Annotated in this window: 13 protein-coding genes and 1 pseudogene; 10 read left to right on the top strand and 4 right to left on the bottom strand. The window is 63.3% G+C overall.

Annotation, left to right across the window (positions count from 1 at the left end; genetic code table 11):
- The first annotated feature begins 513 nt into the window (after nucleotides 1–513).
- Complete coding sequence (locus ACUCV0_RS05495) at nucleotides 514–2,436, top strand: UvrD-helicase domain-containing protein (protein WP_482212239.1); 1,923 nt, start codon at nucleotides 514–516, stop codon at nucleotides 2,434–2,436.
- Between the two features lie 76 nt (nucleotides 2,437–2,512).
- On the opposite strand, the gene ACUCV0_RS05490 is transcribed toward ACUCV0_RS05495, so the two are convergent.
- The 4 genes from ACUCV0_RS05490 to ACUCV0_RS05475 form a co-directional block, all read right to left on the bottom strand.
- A complete protein-coding gene (locus ACUCV0_RS05490; protein ID WP_059314733.1) occupies nucleotides 2,513–3,688 on the bottom strand; it encodes an L-rhamnonate dehydratase in 1,176 nt (391 codons plus the stop codon).
- A gap of 94 nt (nucleotides 3,689–3,782) precedes the next feature.
- Nucleotides 3,783–4,796, bottom strand: coding sequence for a 4-hydroxythreonine-4-phosphate dehydrogenase PdxA (locus ACUCV0_RS05485; protein ID WP_059314732.1), 1,014 nt, complete (start codon nucleotides 4,794–4,796; stop codon nucleotides 3,783–3,785).
- A complete protein-coding gene (locus ACUCV0_RS05480; protein ID WP_482212238.1) occupies nucleotides 4,793–5,743 on the bottom strand; it encodes an amidohydrolase family protein in 951 nt (316 codons plus the stop codon). Before ACUCV0_RS05480 ends, ACUCV0_RS05485 begins: the two co-directional genes overlap by 4 nt.
- Nucleotides 5,736–7,058: an MFS transporter gene (locus tag ACUCV0_RS05475; protein WP_482212237.1), complete on the bottom strand. Its 1,323-nt coding sequence runs from the start codon at nucleotides 7,056–7,058 to the stop codon at nucleotides 5,736–5,738. The genes ACUCV0_RS05480 and ACUCV0_RS05475 overlap by 8 nt, the downstream gene beginning before the upstream one ends.
- Before the next feature lie 291 nt (nucleotides 7,059–7,349).
- On the opposite strand from ACUCV0_RS05475, the gene ACUCV0_RS05470 reads away from it, so the two are divergent.
- From ACUCV0_RS05470 to ACUCV0_RS05430, 9 genes and pseudogenes are all read left to right on the top strand, one after another.
- On the top strand, nucleotides 7,350–8,348 hold the full coding sequence (locus ACUCV0_RS05470; RefSeq protein ID WP_323148695.1) for a Bug family tripartite tricarboxylate transporter substrate binding protein: 999 nt from the start codon (nucleotides 7,350–7,352) through the stop codon (nucleotides 8,346–8,348).
- A gap of 28 nt (nucleotides 8,349–8,376) precedes the next feature.
- Nucleotides 8,377–8,895, top strand: a complete 519-nt coding sequence (locus tag ACUCV0_RS05465) for a tripartite tricarboxylate transporter TctB family protein (protein WP_482212236.1) — start codon at nucleotides 8,377–8,379, stop codon at nucleotides 8,893–8,895.
- The gene (locus ACUCV0_RS05460) at nucleotides 8,892–10,412 is read left to right on the top strand and encodes a tripartite tricarboxylate transporter permease (protein ID WP_482212235.1); all 1,521 of its coding nucleotides are present in this window, start codon (nucleotides 8,892–8,894) and stop codon (nucleotides 10,410–10,412) included. Before ACUCV0_RS05465 ends, ACUCV0_RS05460 begins: the two co-directional genes overlap by 4 nt.
- Before the next feature lie 92 nt (nucleotides 10,413–10,504).
- Nucleotides 10,505–11,458: a LysR family transcriptional regulator gene (locus tag ACUCV0_RS05455; RefSeq protein WP_482212234.1), complete on the top strand. Its 954-nt coding sequence runs from the start codon at nucleotides 10,505–10,507 to the stop codon at nucleotides 11,456–11,458.
- 134 nt (nucleotides 11,459–11,592) lie between these two features.
- Complete coding sequence (locus ACUCV0_RS05450) at nucleotides 11,593–12,327, top strand: SDR family NAD(P)-dependent oxidoreductase (RefSeq protein ID WP_059314725.1); 735 nt, start codon at nucleotides 11,593–11,595, stop codon at nucleotides 12,325–12,327.
- Nucleotides 12,328–12,525: 198 nt separating this feature from the next.
- On the top strand, nucleotides 12,526–13,761 hold the full coding sequence (gene zigA / locus ACUCV0_RS05445; protein ID WP_482212233.1) for a zinc metallochaperone GTPase ZigA: 1,236 nt from the start codon (nucleotides 12,526–12,528) through the stop codon (nucleotides 13,759–13,761).
- Nucleotides 13,762–13,775: 14 nt separating this feature from the next.
- Nucleotides 13,776–14,678: pseudogene (folE2, locus tag ACUCV0_RS05440) on the top strand (GTP cyclohydrolase FolE2).
- A gap of 143 nt (nucleotides 14,679–14,821) precedes the next feature.
- Nucleotides 14,822–15,085, top strand: a complete 264-nt coding sequence (locus ACUCV0_RS05435) for a hypothetical protein (protein WP_059314722.1) — start codon at nucleotides 14,822–14,824, stop codon at nucleotides 15,083–15,085.
- Nucleotides 15,086–17,129: 2,044 nt separating this feature from the next.
- A complete protein-coding gene (locus ACUCV0_RS05430) occupies nucleotides 17,130–17,417 on the top strand; it encodes a hypothetical protein (RefSeq protein ID WP_482212232.1) in 288 nt (95 codons plus the stop codon).
- The last annotated feature ends 126 nt before the right edge of the window (nucleotides 17,418–17,543 follow it).

Genomic DNA, 17,543 nt, shown 5'->3' with positions numbered 1-17,543 from the left:
ATTGCTGATAATCTTGCGACATCAGACTTATCTCACAAGCACCCACACGAATTGCTTGATTCAACTTGTTAAAGAGCAGTGGCTGCGACCGTGTCGCTAACCGAGGCGCGCATTCTACGCTAGCCTCACATCCTGTCAAGCGTTGATTTGAACTTTTTCGTTTCAACTCAACCACTTGCGCTTACCTGACCGGTTCAACCAATCTCGGCAGCGGGAGGCGAATCCTACAGCATCCTGAAACGCTGTCAACCCCTCCGCTTCACTCTGTTACCGCCCGAAGGCGTTAACCCAGCGGCGAGGACTCCGTGGACCCCTCGCCCGGCTCAGACCTAAGTGCTTGATTTTCAAGCCGCTTCAGCATCTGCGCCGGAAGTGGGGCGCATTATAGGCGAGTTTCAAAAGGCGTCAACAGGTTATTTCAGAAAACATGCAATAGAGGCCAAGAAGGTGGCCTGAGGTCGAGCTGTCACCTGTGCAGGGTAAGATGACGGGAGACGATGTTTCGAGGACTGCATGACTTCCATCCTGGACCGCTACCGACAACAGCTAAGGAAAACCTTGGGTGACTGGTTTCCCCGCACGACCCTCTTTCTTAAAGGAGAGACGCCGCCAAGTGCTCGGAAAAATGCATCGCCGGTGAAAACCCGGAAGGTGCAAAGGGTGGCAAAGGAGCCGGCTGCGGCAACCCGTGGCGAGAAAGTCGTCACTCCACCTAGCCCACCCATCCCCTCCCCTGCCGCTATCTATGGCCCAGCGTTCTCGGTGAAGCGTTCGCAGGAGCAGCGGATGAAGACCCGCGTCGAGCAGGCAGTGGCACAGGGCATCGTCCAGCCACCTTCGCCGGAGCAATGGAAGATGATCCTCGCTCGCACTCCCGCGACGCGAATCTTTGCCGGAGCGGGCTCGGGCAAGACCACGACACTGGTCCTGCGGGTCGTGTTCATGCTTTGTCATCTGGACATCCCGCGGGAGCAGCTGACCGTCATTTCCTTTACCAAGGCGTCTTGTGATGAATTGCGAGCGCAACTGAGGCGCGTCCTGGCCTTCTGGGACATCCCACTGGATGACGACGCAGCACGCGAACTGGTGCGAACCTTTCACTCCGCCCTGGCGCAACTGGCTCGCGCCGAGCTCAGAGCGACGCAGTGGTTTGAGCAGCTATCGGCCAACTCGAAAGGTGACGAAGAGCCGGATAACGGGTTGCTGGCAGGCGCAACCCTGAACGACAGTCAACGGCAACTGCTGCTGCAGGCCTACGAGACCTGTTATCGAGAAGACGCCGGATTTCGTCGCCGCATTCATCTATTGCTGGAATTGGCAGCACCCAATGAGGAAGCGCCTCCCAGCGTGGCGCTTTTGCAACCCTTCGTACTCAACGGTGAACGCCAACCACAACCGCTACCCGATCTCTTCTATGGACAAGCCTCGTTCGCCGAGACCCTGGGATTGCGTGTCGGCTCGATAAAGAGCAGCCAGCTTGAATGCTCGACGCGGGACCGGATCTTTCTGGAGGCCATGCAGCAATTCTGGCGACACTTTGGCAAGCTGCTGAAGGAGCAGCGGCTGATGACCTTCAATACGGCCTTTGCCGTGCTGACGGATCGCCTGCAAAAGAAGCCCAGCCGCGCGCTGATCGCACGCCTGAACCCCTTCACCCATCTGCTGATCGACGAATTCCAGGATATCTCGCCACAGATCGCCCTCTGGCTGCAGCAAGTGCAACACCGGCTTGCCGAGGAGAAAACCGCACCGTCGCTGATGGCCATTGGCGACGATTGGCAATCCATCTATGGCTGGCGCGGCAGCTCACCGGAGCTTTTCATCCATTTCGACCGCTGGTTCCCTGGCCAGACACCCAGTCAGACCCTGATGCTGGGGACCAACTACCGGTCCTCACCTGCCATCGTGGCGGACGGCGAGCGCATCCTGACACGGGTAAGGCACAAGCAACCCAAAAGCACCCAGGCTTTCCGTGCCGCGGATGACCAAAGCCACGGGGTGAAGGTCGTTGGGCAATTCGATATCGGTCGCCAATTGACCTCCCTGCTCGAGGAGATCAACGCGCAGCGGGGCTATGCAGCGGAACGTGAGCGGCCAGAGCGCTGTGCAGTCATGGTGATGAGCCGACTGAACGCACCCTTGAAAGCCATCAATGAGCAACTGGGTCGCCAGCCCGGCGTGCGGACTTGCACCATTCATAGGGCCAAGGGCTTGCAGGCTGAGGTGGCTATCGTCCTGGATGATGGCCAGCCCCAGCAGCCCCATCCGTTGCGCAACGCGCTCTACGCCGCCAGCGGGCATTTCCAGCAGAGCTATGACGAAGCCATGACCGATGAGGCGCTGCGCCTGAGCTATGTGGCGGTGACTCGCGGCGTCAGTCGTGTGCTGTGGTACACCCGACAGCCACGGGGCGCGGCCGCGATTTTGGCTGGCTGAATCAGGTATCGCGGCAGGTGGCGCCTGAGCGCCAGACGACAGCCGCCCTCTCCACGGGCGGCTGCGTGCCCAGACCTTATTCGATCACATCGAAGTCCTTGAGATGCTCCTCCGACAACTCGAGGCCCAAGCCGGGTTTGTCGTCGTCGAGCTGCAGGTAGCCACCGACCGGCTGGGGTTCGCCCTTGAACACGTAGTAGAAGAGCTCGTTGCCCACTTCCACGTCGAAGACCGGGAAGAATTCGGCCATGGGCGAGGCGGTACTGGCCATGGTCAGGTGGTAGTTGTGCATCTGGCCGGCATGGGGAATGACCGGGACCGACCACGCCTCGGCCAGGGCGTTGATCTTGCGGGCGGCGGTAATGCCGCCAACGCGGTTGGTGTCGTACTGGATGACGTCCACGGCACGACGTTCGAGCAGATCCTTGAAGCCGTAGGAGGTGAATTCGTGCTCGCCGCCAGAGATGGGCATGAGGCCCATCTTCTTGAGTTCGACATAGCCTTCGATGTCATCGGCGATGACCGGCTCTTCCAGCCAGCGCGGTTCGAATTCCACCAGCTTGGGCAGCATGCGGCGGGCGTATTCCAGCGTCCAGCCCATGTAGCACTCCAGCATGATGTCGACGTCGGGACCAGCCAGTTCGCGCAGGGCACGCACCTGCTCGATGTTGCGCCGCATGCCGGCAGGGCCATCCTTGGGGCCGTAGCCGAATCTCATCTTGAGGGCGTCGAAGCCCTGACTGAGATAGCCCTGGGCTTCCTCCAGGAACAGATCCAGGTTGTCGTTGGCGTAGAGCTTGGAGGCGTAGCAGGGAATCTTCTCCTTGGTGCGGCCGCCCAGCAGCTTGAACACCGGCTTGTTGACGGCCTTGCCCATCAGGTCCCAAAGCGCCAGGTCGACGGCGGAAATGGCGGCCATGCCGATGCCCTTGCGACCCCAGGCGTGGGTGCGACGGTACATCTTCTGCCAGAGGTATTCGTTGTCGAAGGGGTCCTGCCCCATCACGATGGGCGTCAGATACAGGTCGATGATCTCCTTGGCCACTCGCGGCGCCAGGGCGCAGTTGCCCAAGCCGACCAGGCCGCTGTCGGTCTCTATTTCCACGACCAACCAGCCATGGAAGCGGAAAGAGCCCATGGCGTCGCCGCGCTCATAAAGGATGTCGGTGGCATTGGTGCAGAAGTGCGCCTGGGGCGGGACGACCTTGCCTTTCCATTCGAAGACGCGGGTGCGGACGCTGGTGATTTTCATGGTGCGGTTCCTTTTCCGGGGATGAGCGAGGCCTGCCGGCGCTTCAAGCCGGTTCGGCGGATTCGGAAAGCGCCTTTGGGCGCCTCGGTATAACTCAGTAGCGGGAGCTACCCAGGCGGCAGGCGATCTCGAAGGCCTGGCGGGTGGCACCGACGTTGGCGCGCCCCTGGCCGGCGATGTCGAAGGCCGTCCCGTGGGCGGGGGTCGCGATGGGAATGGGCAGGCCACCCTGCACCGTGACGCCACGCGAGAAGCCCATGAGCTTGATCGCGATCTGGCCCTGGTCGTGGTACATGGTCACCACGGCGTCGAAGGCGCGGGCATCGCCCTGGACCTTGAGAAAGATGGTGTCCGCCGGATAGGGACCGTCGGCAGCGATGCCCAACGCCTTGGCGCGTTCCACCGCCGGGCCGATCAGGTCCAGCTCTTCGCGACCAAAGCTGCCGTTGTCGCCATTGTGCGGATTGAGTCCGCAAACGCCGATGCGTGGCCGAGCCAGACCGCTGCGCTTGAGTTCGTTGTCGATCAGCTGGATGGCCTCGATCACTCTTTCCTGGCTGAGCAGACCGGGAACCTCCTTGAGCGCGACATGGGAGGTCACGCGCGAGGTCCAGAGATCATCCAGCACATTGAATTCGCAGAACGGTCCCTGGTATCTCAGGTGCTCGGCGAACCAATGCAGCTCATCGTTGTGGCCCATACCCGCCAGGTGCAGGGAGGTCTTGTTCAGCGGGCCGAAGAGAATGGCGTCGGTATGACCGGCCTGGGTCAGGTCGAGCGCTACAGCCAGGGTATCCAGGCTGTAGCGGCCACCGACGATGCTGGCTTCACTGCGCGCGAAGGCACCTTCGGCAGCGCCGCGATAGGGATACAGCAAGGGTATGTCGTCCTGAAAATTCAGGGCCTCGAGGCTGTCGATGCGCCGATAGGGAAATTCGCAGCCGGCGATGCGCATGCCCGTACGGGCTTCGTCCTCGTCGGCGATGAGCACCACGCGGGCGCGGCTACGTACTTCGGGATCAGCTAGCAGCCGGGCGATCAATTCGGGGCCGATGCCGGCAGGATCGCCCAATACCATGGCCAGGCGAGGAAGGGTGGGATTGCTCATGCGGAGGTCCTCAGATAGGTGTCCAGGCGAATAACGTCGGCCACGGGGCGATACAGGCGCTGGGCGGTGTCGTGGAAGAGGTGGCGCTGGGCCGGTGCGGGCAGGTCCGCGACCAGACGCTTGAAGCCACCGATGATGGTGTCGTAGCTGCCGCACAGGCGGTCGACGGGAAAGTTGCTCGCGAACATGGCGCGCTCCGGGCCAAAGATGGCGATGGCCTCACGGACGATCCAGGCGTTGTCTTCGGCGCGCCAGGGCTGGCCTGCAAGGCCGAGCCCTGAGATCTTCAGCGCCACGTTGGGCCACTCGGCCAGGCGTGCCAGGGCCGCTCGCCAAGCGGCCAGGCCCTGAGGGCTGCGATCGGACGGCAGCCCCGTATGGTTGAGGATCAACTGGATGGCCGGAAAATCCCGGGCCAGGCGTCCGGCCTCGTCGAGATTCCACCAGGGCGTCTGCAGATCGAAGTGCAGGCCGTGGCGCTGCAGTTCGGCATAGCCACGGCGCCAGCGGTCGTCGCTCATCAGGGTGCGCTGGCTACCCATCTCGGCCAGGCAAGTCGGACCGCCTGGCTTGTGTCTCACGCTGCGCACACGCTCGAAGGCAGCCTGGTCAGCCAGCAGGTCGGGAGCGTCTTCAGCATCCAGCCAGGCCTGGGCGACCACGGCATTGGGCACGCCATGGCGCTGCGCCAGCTCGTGGATGTAACGGGTTTCGCCCAGGGGATCGCGCGGATCCCATTCGGTCTCGACGTAGACGGTCTGGACCACATTGTGACCGGCGGCGTCGGCGAAATAGTGCTCCGGCAGGTAGTCGCCCTTGATGGCACTGTAGTCGCCGTAACGAAAGGGAATGGTCTCGGCCCCGGACAGCCAGGGGTGGAAGTTGCGCTCGGGCTCCCAGAAATGATGGTGAGCGTCGATGATGGGACCACTGTAGAGCTCAGCCATGCTGCACCTCCCGCTCGTCCAGGGCGATCAGCAGGGTGCCGAGGATGAACAGGCCCGAGCAGAGGGCGAAGAAGCCCAGTACCGCCGGATAGCCGCCCAGATGTTGCAGCAAGAGGCCGACCAGGATGGGCACGGCGATACCGCCGAGACTGCCGGCCAGATTCATCACTCCGCCGATCAGACCCACTCGCGCTGGCGCCGCCAGTAACGCCGGGAAACTCCAGTAGAGGCTGCCCCACATGAGGAAGAAGGCAGTGAGCGACAGCAGCGCCACGGCAGCGTAGGGATCGGTCAACTGCGGCAGCAGCAGAAAAGCCAGCAGCGCTACCAGCCCTGAGCAGGACAGCAAACCCTTGGCCGCCAGCCCGCGACGCATGCCCTTGCGCACCAGCAGGTCGCAGAGGAAGCCGCCCACCAGGGACCCGGCCGCGCCGCAGAGGAAGATGACGAAAGTGGCAGCGCCGATGCCTTTGATATCGAATCCCCGGGCCTGGGCGAGGTAGCTCGGTCCCCAGGTGAGCAGGCCGAAGAACACCATGGCCCAGCTGGCGCGACCGAGCAGGATGCCCGCCAGGGAGCGGCGGGCGATGCCCAGCCCTTGCGCACCGGCCTTGGCCGCCTGAGCCACGGAGGTGCTGCGGCCTTCGTTGATACGCGCGAGCTCGGCGGCATTCACGCCCGGATGGATTGCCGGATCGTCCCTGAGATAGCGCCAGGCGAGCCAGGCCATGGCCAGGGTCGCGATACCGGCGATGAAGAAGGCGGTGCGCCAGGAGCCGAAGACGGCGATCAGGTAGGCAATGAGCAGACCACCCAGGGCCACGCCCAGGGGACCGCCGCAGTCCATCAATACCGCGCCACGCCCGCGTTCGCTGGACGCCAGCCACAGGGAATTGAGCTTGCCGCCGGCGGGAAACAGGGGAGCTTCGGCGGCGCCCAGGGCGACGCGGGAAAAAATCAGCGACAGCCCGCCGGTGGCGAAGGCCGCGATGGTCTGGAAGACGCCCCAGAGGCCGGTAGACCAGCCGATGACCCGGCGTGGGCCGTAGCGGTCAATCAGCCAGCCACCGGGAATTTGTAGGAGCGCATAGGCCCAGAAGAAACTGCTGAGGATCAGCCCCTGGATGGCGGGTGTCAGCTGGAACTCGTGGGCGATGGTAGGCATGGCGATGGACAAGGAAACACGGTCCACCAGATTGATGACGGTAAGGCCAAAGATAATGGCGAAGATGCGCCAGCGGACCCGTGAGGCCTGCAGGGCCGTGGGAAGGACGGTGGCGTCCTCGTGGCGGCTGGTGCGAGATGTCGAGAGCATGGCGTGGACCCCTGGGATTCTTGTTATGGGTGTTCAGCTGCCGGCTGGCGAGATCGACTATCTGGCGAAGGCCGATAACCGTCTAATCAAATCTGTGCATAGGCGTATAGCCCCAGGATATAGGTCAGGCGACCGGATCCTGCCTAGGCGCTCTACCACGCACCAGCCAACGCTCCTGCCCATATGGCATAACTCCAGGCTATCGGTGCATGCCTATTTTTGAGTGGTCGCGAACGCCTTGGGCTGCGCACACTCGGCCACCGACAACAACGACAAGAAAGAGGTAGTCCCATGCGCAGCCCTTCCCTGCTCGCCACCCTTCCCCTGTATCTGGCCGCCACGGTAGCGCCCCTGGCCCATGCCGCCTGGCAGCCGGAGGGCAAGGTCGAGATCGTCGTCGCGGGTGGTCCCGGTGGCGGCACCGACCAGCTCGGCCGGCTGATCCAGTCGATCATCACCCAGCACAAGCTGCTGGACGCCAGCACCGTGGTGTTCAACAAGGGCGGCGGCAATGGCGCTGAAGCCTTTCTGGAAATGAAGCTGGCCAAGGGCGAGGCGGACAAGCTGGTCATCGCTACCAACAATGTCTACTTGCTGCCCCTGACCGCCAAGCTGGGCTACCAGCTCGACGACCTCACCCCGGTGGCGGCCATCGCCGAGGACGACTTCATCCTCTGGACCTACGCCGATGCGCCCTGGAAGGACGCCCGTGGCTATATCGATGCCATCAAGCAGGACCCGGCCGGCAAGCGCATGGGCGGCAGCCAGTCCAAGGACGTGGATCAGACCCTGACCCTGCTGCTCAACCGCACCGAGGGCACCAAGCTCACCTACATTCCGTTCAAGAGCGGTAGCGAAGCCGCAACCCAGCTTGCCGGCAAGCACATCACCTCCAACGTCAACAATCCCAGCGAGAGCCTGAGCCAATGGCGTGGCGGTCAGGTGGTACCGCTCTGCGTGTTCAGCCAGACGCGCATGGGCTACACCGCCAAGGTCACCGACACCCAGGCCTGGTCCGACGTGCCCACCTGCAAGGAGCAAGGCCTGGGCATCGACCAGTACCGTTTCCCGCGCACCGTGCTGCTGCCGGGCGGAGTCAGCGAGGAGCAACGCGCCTTCTATGTGGAGCTCCTGCGCAAGGTGAGCCAGACGCCGGAATTCAAGGCCTACATCGAGCGCAATGCCCTGGTGCCGACCTTCCTCGAAGGCCAGGCGCTGCAGGACTACATCGCCCAGGACACCGCTCGGGTCACCCCGGTATTCGAGGCAGCCGGCTGGCTCAAGCGCTGATCGGCGCAACGACACAGGAGAGACGGCCATGGCCGGAGATTCCCTGATCACCACCCGCTGGGTGGAACTGGGCCTGGCGGCCTTCACCGCCGGGCTCGGCGGTATCGTGATGCTCGGTAGCCTGGAACAGGGCATCGGCTGGGGCGATGCGGGCCCGGAACCGGGCTACTTCCCCTTCTACATTGGTTTGCTGTTGACCCTGGCCAGCCTGGCCACCGCGCTACAGGCGCTATGGCGCTGGCAGGCGTTGCGTATCTCTTTCGTCGAGCGCGCGGCCTTCGGACAGGTGCTCCGGGTGTTCCTGCCGATGCTGGCCTTCGTCGCCGCCCTGCCCCTGCTGGGCCTCTATCTCACGGCCTTCCTGTTCATCGCCTGGTTCATGGCGCGGGATCGCCAGCGGCAACGGCGCTACGGCGTGCTGCAGATCCTGGCCACCGCTGGCGGGGTGAGCCTGGCCAGCTATCTGATCTTCGCCCTCTGGTTCAAGGTACCGCTGGACGCCGGTCCCCTGGCCGATCTGGCCCGCCTGCTGAGGACAATGTCATGAGCGAATTGGATTCCCTGATGCATGGGATGGGCATGATCCTGTCCTTCCAGCACATTGGCCTGATGGTGATCGGAGTACTGCTCGGCATCCTGGTGGGCGTGCTGCCCGGCCTGGGCGCGCCCAACGGCGTCGCACTGCTGCTGCCGCTGACCTTCACCATGAGCCCCACCTCGGCCATCATCCTGCTCTCCTGCATGTACTGGGGCGCGCTGTTCGGTGGTTCCATCACCTCCATCCTGTTCAACATCCCCGGCGAACCCTCCTCGGTGGCCACTACCTTCGACGGCTACCCCCTGGCCCGCCAGGGGCGCGCCGGGGAGGCTCTCACGGCGGCCTTCACCTCGGCACTGCTGGGCGCCCTGGTCGGGGTGCTGCTGCTGACCTTTCTCTCCAGCCGTATCGCCGCCTTCGCCATGGAATTCAGTTCGCCGGAATTCTTCGCCGTCTACCTGCTGGCCTTCTGCACCTTCATCGGCATGAGCAAGAATCCGCCGCTGAAGACGGTGGCGGCCATGATGATCGGTTTCGCCATGGCCGCAGTGGGCATGGATACGGTGTCCGGCAATCTGCGCCTGACCTTCGACCAGCCGGCGCTGCTCTCGGGCATCAGCTTCGAGGTGGCGGTGATCGGGCTGTTCGGCATCGGCGAGATCCTCTGCACCGTGGAGGAAGGCCTGGTCTTTCGCGGCGAGCAGGCACGGATCACGCTGCGTACGGTGCTCGGCACCTGGAAGCAGCTGCCACGCTACTGGCTGACCTGGCTGCGCAGTGCCTTGGTCGGCTGCTGGATGGGGGTGACCCCGGGTGGCCCGACCGCCGCCTCTTTCATGAGCTACAGCCTGGCGCGGCGCTTCTCGAAAAATCCCGAAGGCTTCGGCAAGGGCGAACTGGAAGGGGTGATCGCTCCGGAGACCGCCGACCACAGCGCCGGCACCAGCGCCCTGCTGCCCATGCTGACCCTGGGCATTCCCGGTTCGGCCACCGCGGCGGTGATGCTGGGCGGCCTGATGATCTGGGGCCTGCACCCCGGGCCGACCCTGTTCGCCGAACAGCACGACTTCGTCTGGAGCCTGATCGCCAGCATGTACCTGGGCAACGTGGTCAGCCTGATCGTGGTGTTGGCGACGGTACCGCTGTTCGCTGCCATCCTGCGCATTCCCTTCTGCATCATCGCGCCCATCATCTTCACCGTCTGCGTGATCGGCGCCTATTCGGTGCACAACAGCCTGTTCGACGTCTGGCTGATGCTCGGCTTCGGCATTCTTGGCTATGCCTTCAAGAAGCTCGGCTATCCCATCGCCCCGCTGGTACTGGCCGCGGTACTGGGCGACAAGGCCGAGGACGCCTTCCGTCAATCGATGCTGTTCTCCGACGGCCAGCTGGGCATCTTCTGGTCCAACCCGCTGGTGGGCAGCCTGACCACGGCTGCTCTGCTGATGCTCTGCTGGCCCCTGCTGGCGCGAGGACTCCAGGCACTGCGCCTGGGCCAGCCACGGACCAAGGTGCGCCCCTCGTGAATGCGCCGGCCTGGCGTGGGCGAGCACCGCCCGCGCCAGGCACCGACTCATGCGCTACCCTAGCCGGCTCCCCCGCACCCCGGTTGGCCAGCATGACCCGCATTCCCGACGCTCACACCATCCATAGCCGTCTGCGCCTGCGCCAATTGCGGCTGGTGCTGGCACTGGCCGAATTCGGGTCGCTGCGCCGCGCGGCCGACGACATCGGCATGACCCAGCCGGCCGCCACCAAGATGCTCCACGAGATCGAGAGCCTGCTGGGGGTGGGCCTGTTCGAGCGCCTGCCACGAGGCATGCGCGCCACCGCGTTCGGCGAGACGGTGATCTACTACGCGCGGATGGTCTTCGCCGAGCTGTCGGGCATGCGCGAAGAGCTGGTCGCCCTGGAATCGGGCAATCTCGGCCGGGTCGCGGTAGGCGCCATCCCGGCGCTGGCCTCGGGACTGCTGACCCGCACCATCGCCACCCTCAAGCAGAGTCATCCGCGGCTGTCCATGTCGATCCAGGTGGACACCAGCGACGTGCTGGTCCAGGCGCTGCTGCAGGATCAGCTGGACGTGGTGCTGGGTCGCATTCCCACCGGGGCCCGCGCCGAGGAGCTGCTGTTCGACAGCCTCGGCGAAGAGGTGCTCTGCGTGATCGCCGGGGCGCAGAATCCCCTGGCCCAGGCCACGCACCTCACTTGGGGCGCGTTGCAGGAGCACACCTGGGTGCTGCAGCAGCATCCCAGCCCCATGAGGGCCATCATCAACCAGGCTTTCCACGATGCCCGGGTAGACATCCCCGGCAGCATCGTCGAGACCACTTCCATCATGACCCTGCTGGCCCTGCTGCAGCAGACCGACATGCTGGGCGTCACCCCATTGTCGGTGGTCAATGACTATCCCGGTCGGCATCTCCTGGCCGTGCTGCCCATCGCCTTCGAACCCCGGCTGCCACCCTATGGGCTGATCCGGCGGCGCCATCGGGTGCAATCCTCGGCCATGCAGACCTTCATGGCGGCGGTGCGCAGCGAGCATGGACGCTTGCGTCAGGACGACGGCTGAGCGAGTGGTGCGGGGCCATTGATTGCCCCACCCCGATACCTTGGGCATAGTGAACCGGCCTGCCAGACGCCGGAGCCAACCACCATGCTCGCCTTGTCGCCTCTCGCCCACCGTGCTCCCTGCCGGGGTCGCCCATGACCCAGCGCATCATGCTGCTCACCGGCGCCAGCCGCGGGATCGGCCACGCCACCGTCAAGCTGTTCCGCAGCCTGGGCTGGCGCCTGCTTACCGTCTCGCGTCAACCGTTCTCCGAAGAATGCGCCTGGCCCGAGGCGCGCGAGGCCCATATCCAGGCCGATCTTGCCGACCTTTCCCAGATCGATCGCCTGGTCGCCATCGTTCGCGAGCGCCTGCCCAGCGGCAAGCTGCACGCCCTGGTCAACAATGCCGGTATCTCACCCAAGGGACCCGATGGCAGCCGCCTCGGAGTATTGGCATCGGATGCCGACACCTGGACCCAGGTCCTGAACGTCAACCTGGTCTCCACCGCTCTGCTGGCCCGCGCCCTGCTGCCAGAGCTGGAAGCGGCCCAGGGCAGCATCGTCAATGTCACCTCCATCGCCGGCTCACGGGTGCATCCCTTCGCCGGGGTAGCCTACGCCGCGTCCAAGGCGGGTCTCGCCGCCCTGACCCGCGAACTGGCCCATGAATTTGGCCCCCGGGGCGTCCGCGCCAACGCCATCGCCCCCGGCGAGATCGCGACCTCCATCCTTTCGCCCGGAACCGACGGCCTGGTAGAGGCGGAGGTCCCGCTCAAACGCCTGGGCACCCCTGATGAAGTCGCCGAGACCATCTACTTCCTCTGCAGCGAACGTTCCTGCTACATCAATGGCGCCGAGATCCATATCAACGGCGGTCAGCACGTCTAGGCGGCGCCCCGTTCTGGAGACTGTCCACGAAAACTCGTGACGGGCAGCCAATGCACCATTATCGACTCTCTGGCCAGCGGCTCGACGCCAGGCAGGAATACCTGCTTAACGCACTATAAATGTTATGTTATAACGTAAGTTAAATCCCGAATTTACTATTCCAGGGATGCAGCCGTCCTACAGCCTCTTCCATCCGTGATGACCATGACTATCCAAGCCAACCTCCCCAGCAAGAAACTCCCCGTTACCGTGCTGTCCGGCTTTCTCGGCGCTGGCAAGACCACCTTGCTCAACCACATCCTCAACAACCGCGAGGGCCGTCGGGTGGCGGTCATCGTCAACGACATGTCCGAGGTCAACATCGACGCCGCTCTGGTCCGTGACGGCGGCGCCGAGCTGTCACGCACCGAGGAAAAGCTGGTCGAGATGAGCAACGGCTGCATCTGCTGCACCCTGCGCGAAGACCTGCTGCTGGAAGTGGAGCGGCTCGCCCGGGACGGCCGCTTCGATCAGCTGGTCATCGAATCCACCGGCATCTCCGAACCTCTGCCAGTGGCCGAGACCTTCACCTTCGCCGGCGAAGACGGTCGCTGCCTGGGCGATGTCGCCCAGCTCGACACCCTGGTCACCGTGGTGGACGCCTTCAACTTCCTGCGCGACTACGCCTCCAGTGATTCCTTGGAGTCACGCGGCGAATCACTCGGCGAGGAAGACGAGCGCACCGTGGTCGACCTGCTGATCGAGCAGATCGAATTTTGCGACGTCCTGGTGGTGAACAAGCTGGATCTGGTCGAACCGGTGGAGCGCGACCGCCTGTTGGCCATCCTGCGCAGCCTCAATCCTCGCGCGCGCCTGGAGTTGACGAGCTTTGGCGCCGTGCCGCTGGAACGCGTACTGCAGACCGGCCTCTTCGACTTCGACGAAGCCGCCAAGGCACCGGGCTGGCTGCAGGAACTGCGTGGCGAACACACGCCCGAGACCGAGGAGTACGGCATCTCAAGCTTCGTCTACCAGGCCCGTCGCCCCTTCCACCCCGAGCGCTTCTTCACCCTGGTCGAACAGGAATGGCCCGGCGTGGTGCGCTCCAAAGGCTACTTCTGGTTGGCCAGCCATCCCGCCCATGCCGGCACCTGGTCCCAGGCCGGCGCCGTCGCCCGCCATGGCGTGGCGGGGCGCTGGTGGGCCGCGATACCACCCGAGCAGTGGCCGGAGGATGAAGAGACCGTCGCCTTCATCAAGGAAAAATGGCACGAGGGCGTCGGTGATGCCCGCCAGGAACTGGTACTCATCGGCATGAACATGGACGAACCCTCCCTGCGCGCCAAGCTGGACGCCTGCCTGTTGACCGATATCGAGCTCGCCGCTGGCCCCCAAGCCTGGGTAAAGCTGCATAACCCCTTCAGCGACTGGCCCCAGGCCTCCGCCCTCCACTGATCCGAGCCCTGTCGATGAATGCCATCCTCCCCGACGTCTCTCTCAGCGAGACCGCTACCCTGCCCGCCGCTCTCGATTGAGTCGGCATGCAGCACATAGATCTCCCTCTTCGCCTCGGCGAAGGTGATTTCGGCGGTCTCCTGCCCGCCAGCGCCGATGTCCAGGTCGACCTGCCCGCGGCCACTGCCAAGGGCATCCATATGTCCCGACTCTACCAGTTGCTGGATCGGCTGGGGACGGACGCGCCCTTGACACCCGAGCGGTTGCGCCTGCTGCTGATCGAAATGGTCAGCAGCCATCGCAGCTGTGGTTCCCGCGCCGCTCGGTTGCGCCTGGATTTCGCCCTGCTGGTCCGTCGTCCCGCTCTGGTGACCGCGGAGCTCAGCGGCTGGAGACGCTACACCGTGCGCCTGGACGCCAGCTGGGTAGCGGGTGTCTTTCAGCTCAATGCCCGGGTGGAAATCGCCTACTCCTCCACCTGCCCCTGCTCGGCCTCACTGTCGCGCCAGCTGATCGAGCGGGCCTTTCTCGAAGAGCATGGGACGGCTACCCAACTGGATCCCGCCACGGTCGCCGGCTGGCTGCGCCGCCACGCCTCCCTCGCCACACCCCACAGCCAGCGCAGCCTGGCACAGGTGCGCGTCGGGATACCGTTGGGTGTAGCCAACCTTGGCCTGCTGCCCCTGATCCAACGCTGTGAAAAGGCACTGGGCACTCCGGTGCAAACCGCCGTCAAACGCGCCGACGAACAGGCCTTCACCGCCCTCAACGGCAGTAACCTGATGTTCGTCGAAGACGCCGCGCGCCGACTACTCGTCGCCCTGCGCGACAGCTATCAGGACGTCAGCATCCACGTCCGCCACCTGGAAAGCCTGCATCCCCACGATGCCGCGGCCTGGGCCGGGACAACCAACTGATCCCTGTGCAAGACGCAGAGGCTCTGCCTCCAGCGCCGCCACTCGTCGTCTGTCCGTCGATACCGGGTATTTGCCGCTTTAATGAAAAACGAGGCGCCCACCAGAGGCGCCGCTCCTCTTTCGTCTTTCAGGAGAGGTTTTTGATGAGACCATCTGTTAAAGCGGCCGCCCTGTTGGCCCTGCTTGGAGCCTTCGGTACCAGCGTGGCACTGGCGGAAAGCCCGCTGGAAAAGAGCGTGCGTCAGGACGGGCGTGATACCCGTAAGGATGCCCACGACGACGCCAGGGAGGTCGACAAAGGTGCTGCCCACACCGCCGACGAAGCAGATCGTACCGATAACCACCTCGACAAGGAGCGGCATCGCGAGGACAAGAAGGCGGACAAGGAATACAAGAAAACCCTGTAGTCCGCACAGGCCAGGACAAGGCCCGGGACGTCTACCGTCCCCAAGCGCTGCCCACCTACCTCGGCCGAATCCAGAGATCGATAAGCTGCCCTGGCTTCCAGTACCGCAAAACGTAGCTTCGAGTCTTTTCCCGGCAGCCACCCAGGCTACGTCCCGGTCGCCGCCCGCGCCCTCGTCATCCCGCTGAAAGACGACGCCTTTCCTATGATGCTCGGTGATAAAGGCTGCTGTTGGTTACCAAGGATCAACGGCTATCTGCACTTCTGCCATATCCAGTTGTCAGACCACCTCAATCGACGTCGACACCGTGCTAGGCAACCACCCATGAATGCGCCTGTGAAAGAACAGAAGGTGATCGACGCGATTGCCATAGGAACCTGCGTATCAGCAATTGTCTTGCTGTTGAGCTTTGCTGACGCCACAATCGCCGCTAATAGCTGGCTCCCACCGGCCAGCACCCAGACTGAAAAGGATATTTCAGTTGCGCTATCAGTTAACAAGGACAGTGACGCTCTTCGAGCCCAGGCCCCACTATCGGATAAGTAGCACCCCGTTGAGGTCCGCAGCTCTTCGCCGAGGACCGCTATCCAGCGATGAGGGCCTGCTGGCAGTCACTTTGAGCGCGATGTGCGTTGGCCTGGCTACCATCTTCGTGATCGCCATGGTCGCTTCGTGATAGGCGCTAAATGCTTCCACTTGCGGCGTCTGCTAGTGGCCGGTCAGTCGTCGACGCCTTGCAGTCGAGGCCTGTTGCCCTGACTGCTCATCCCAAGAAGCAGGCACCTTCGAGCCTTGGACAACCATGCCACTTGGCTCGCCTATCCAGCGCAGCGCCTGCGCTTCAGACTGACCACGGGACCCTGCAGGCCATGGCTGCCGGGATGATCGGAGTCAGGGGCTCTCTTCCACCCATGACAGGGCGTTGAAGTGGTTCCGCGATATTTTCGGAACACCTTCCTTTCTACCTGCCCGACGGCCCTTGAAATCCGCCTCCTCAGACAGCAAAAAGCCCCGTAGGAACGGGGCTTCGAAGATGGCGGAAGCGCAGAGATTCGAACTCTGGGACCCTTGCGAGTCGGCGGTTTTCAAGTCTGCCGGGAAATCCAGCAAAGGCGCTGCCTGCATAGCTTTTTCATTTCCGTAAGTCATACCTACCGAATACTGCTCCAGCCCAGTAACAGCGCGGCATGCCAATCTTGATACGGAAACGATTTTCTCCCCTTTCCCGGCGTTCTGCCGACCCCAAATCCCTCGCCAATCTCCCGTCATCGCTCTCACCTGATAATGTCCGCTACTGCGCTCCCCGGCTCATTTCGATTTCTGCCGAAGCATAGATTCGTGAGCGACTCCTAGCCGGCCTATACACGTCGATGAGCTATAATCACCCTTTGGTTCGAGTGCCTTTGGGGTGGTGAGCCAAGGCCCGACCAGGATCGCGGGCCTTTTCTTTTCTACCTCTATAGCGGAAGTGCCAGCCACCCTTATAGATGTCCAGCGCCGTCAGCACGCCGGCTTAGCAAGCGGCACGGTGGCACGGTGGCACTTAGCATCTTCCCTCAGGTCTATCGAGCCCCATCATGGCTAAGCAGCCGACATTGCGGAGGCCGCAGTGGCCGTTGACGATGAAGAAGTAGAAAGCCATATCATGCTCTTGAATCAGCTGAACTTGAGCATGGTAGTGGCTCACGCCAAGACCGACCCACGATTTCTAGCCCAACTCATCCACCGACTGGAAGAGCGAGGCGTAGACGACCGAACGGACGAGGAAAACTTATTACTCGAATGGGCTCGATTCACCCAGCGCACGTACGGCAAAAATGACTGACGAAGAGCTCAAACTCGCCATTTTTGTCCTGTTGGCCGCAATGGCAATAACAGCCATGGTGCTGCTCTCTGCCGTGCTAGATTTCTGGTAGCTCCACCCCTCACGGTTTCTGGCCCGTTAAACCAAATCGATAGCCAGGCTTGGGCCAAGCCCGCTTCACACTGGGCTCTTTTTGCACTCTCGCCAGCGACGGCACCTTCACCATCAGCATGTAGATCAATGCGCAAGTCCCCTCTCGCCCAAGCCCTACTCGACGCCCATCTGCGTATGACGCTGGCCGACCTCCCTTCAGACGAGCGCGATAATCAGTGCGACCTGATCGCTGATCTTATGGGCCGGGACATCGTCATCAGCAACACAGTCGAACAGCAGGACTGGCTACTGGCAAAGGCCTGGGCATCGGCCGTTGGGAGAACGAAGCGGACCCTACGCCACTCGGGGCCGCGCCGGACGGTAAACATGGAGCAGATTCGCGCCATCCTCGCGGAGGTGCCGAAAGGGGCATAGATGGGATCTTCCCGCCATGTAATTCCTCGGCTATGAGGGGTTACTGGCATGCCTCTACTGCTGCCCTCTCCCCGTGCAACCCGCTGGCTCGCCGGACGCGACACACCGAGGCCAGCGTGCATATCT

The organism is Pseudomonas sp. VMV1, assembly GCF_056790235.1.
This window is presented reverse-complemented; position numbering and strand designations above follow the sequence as displayed.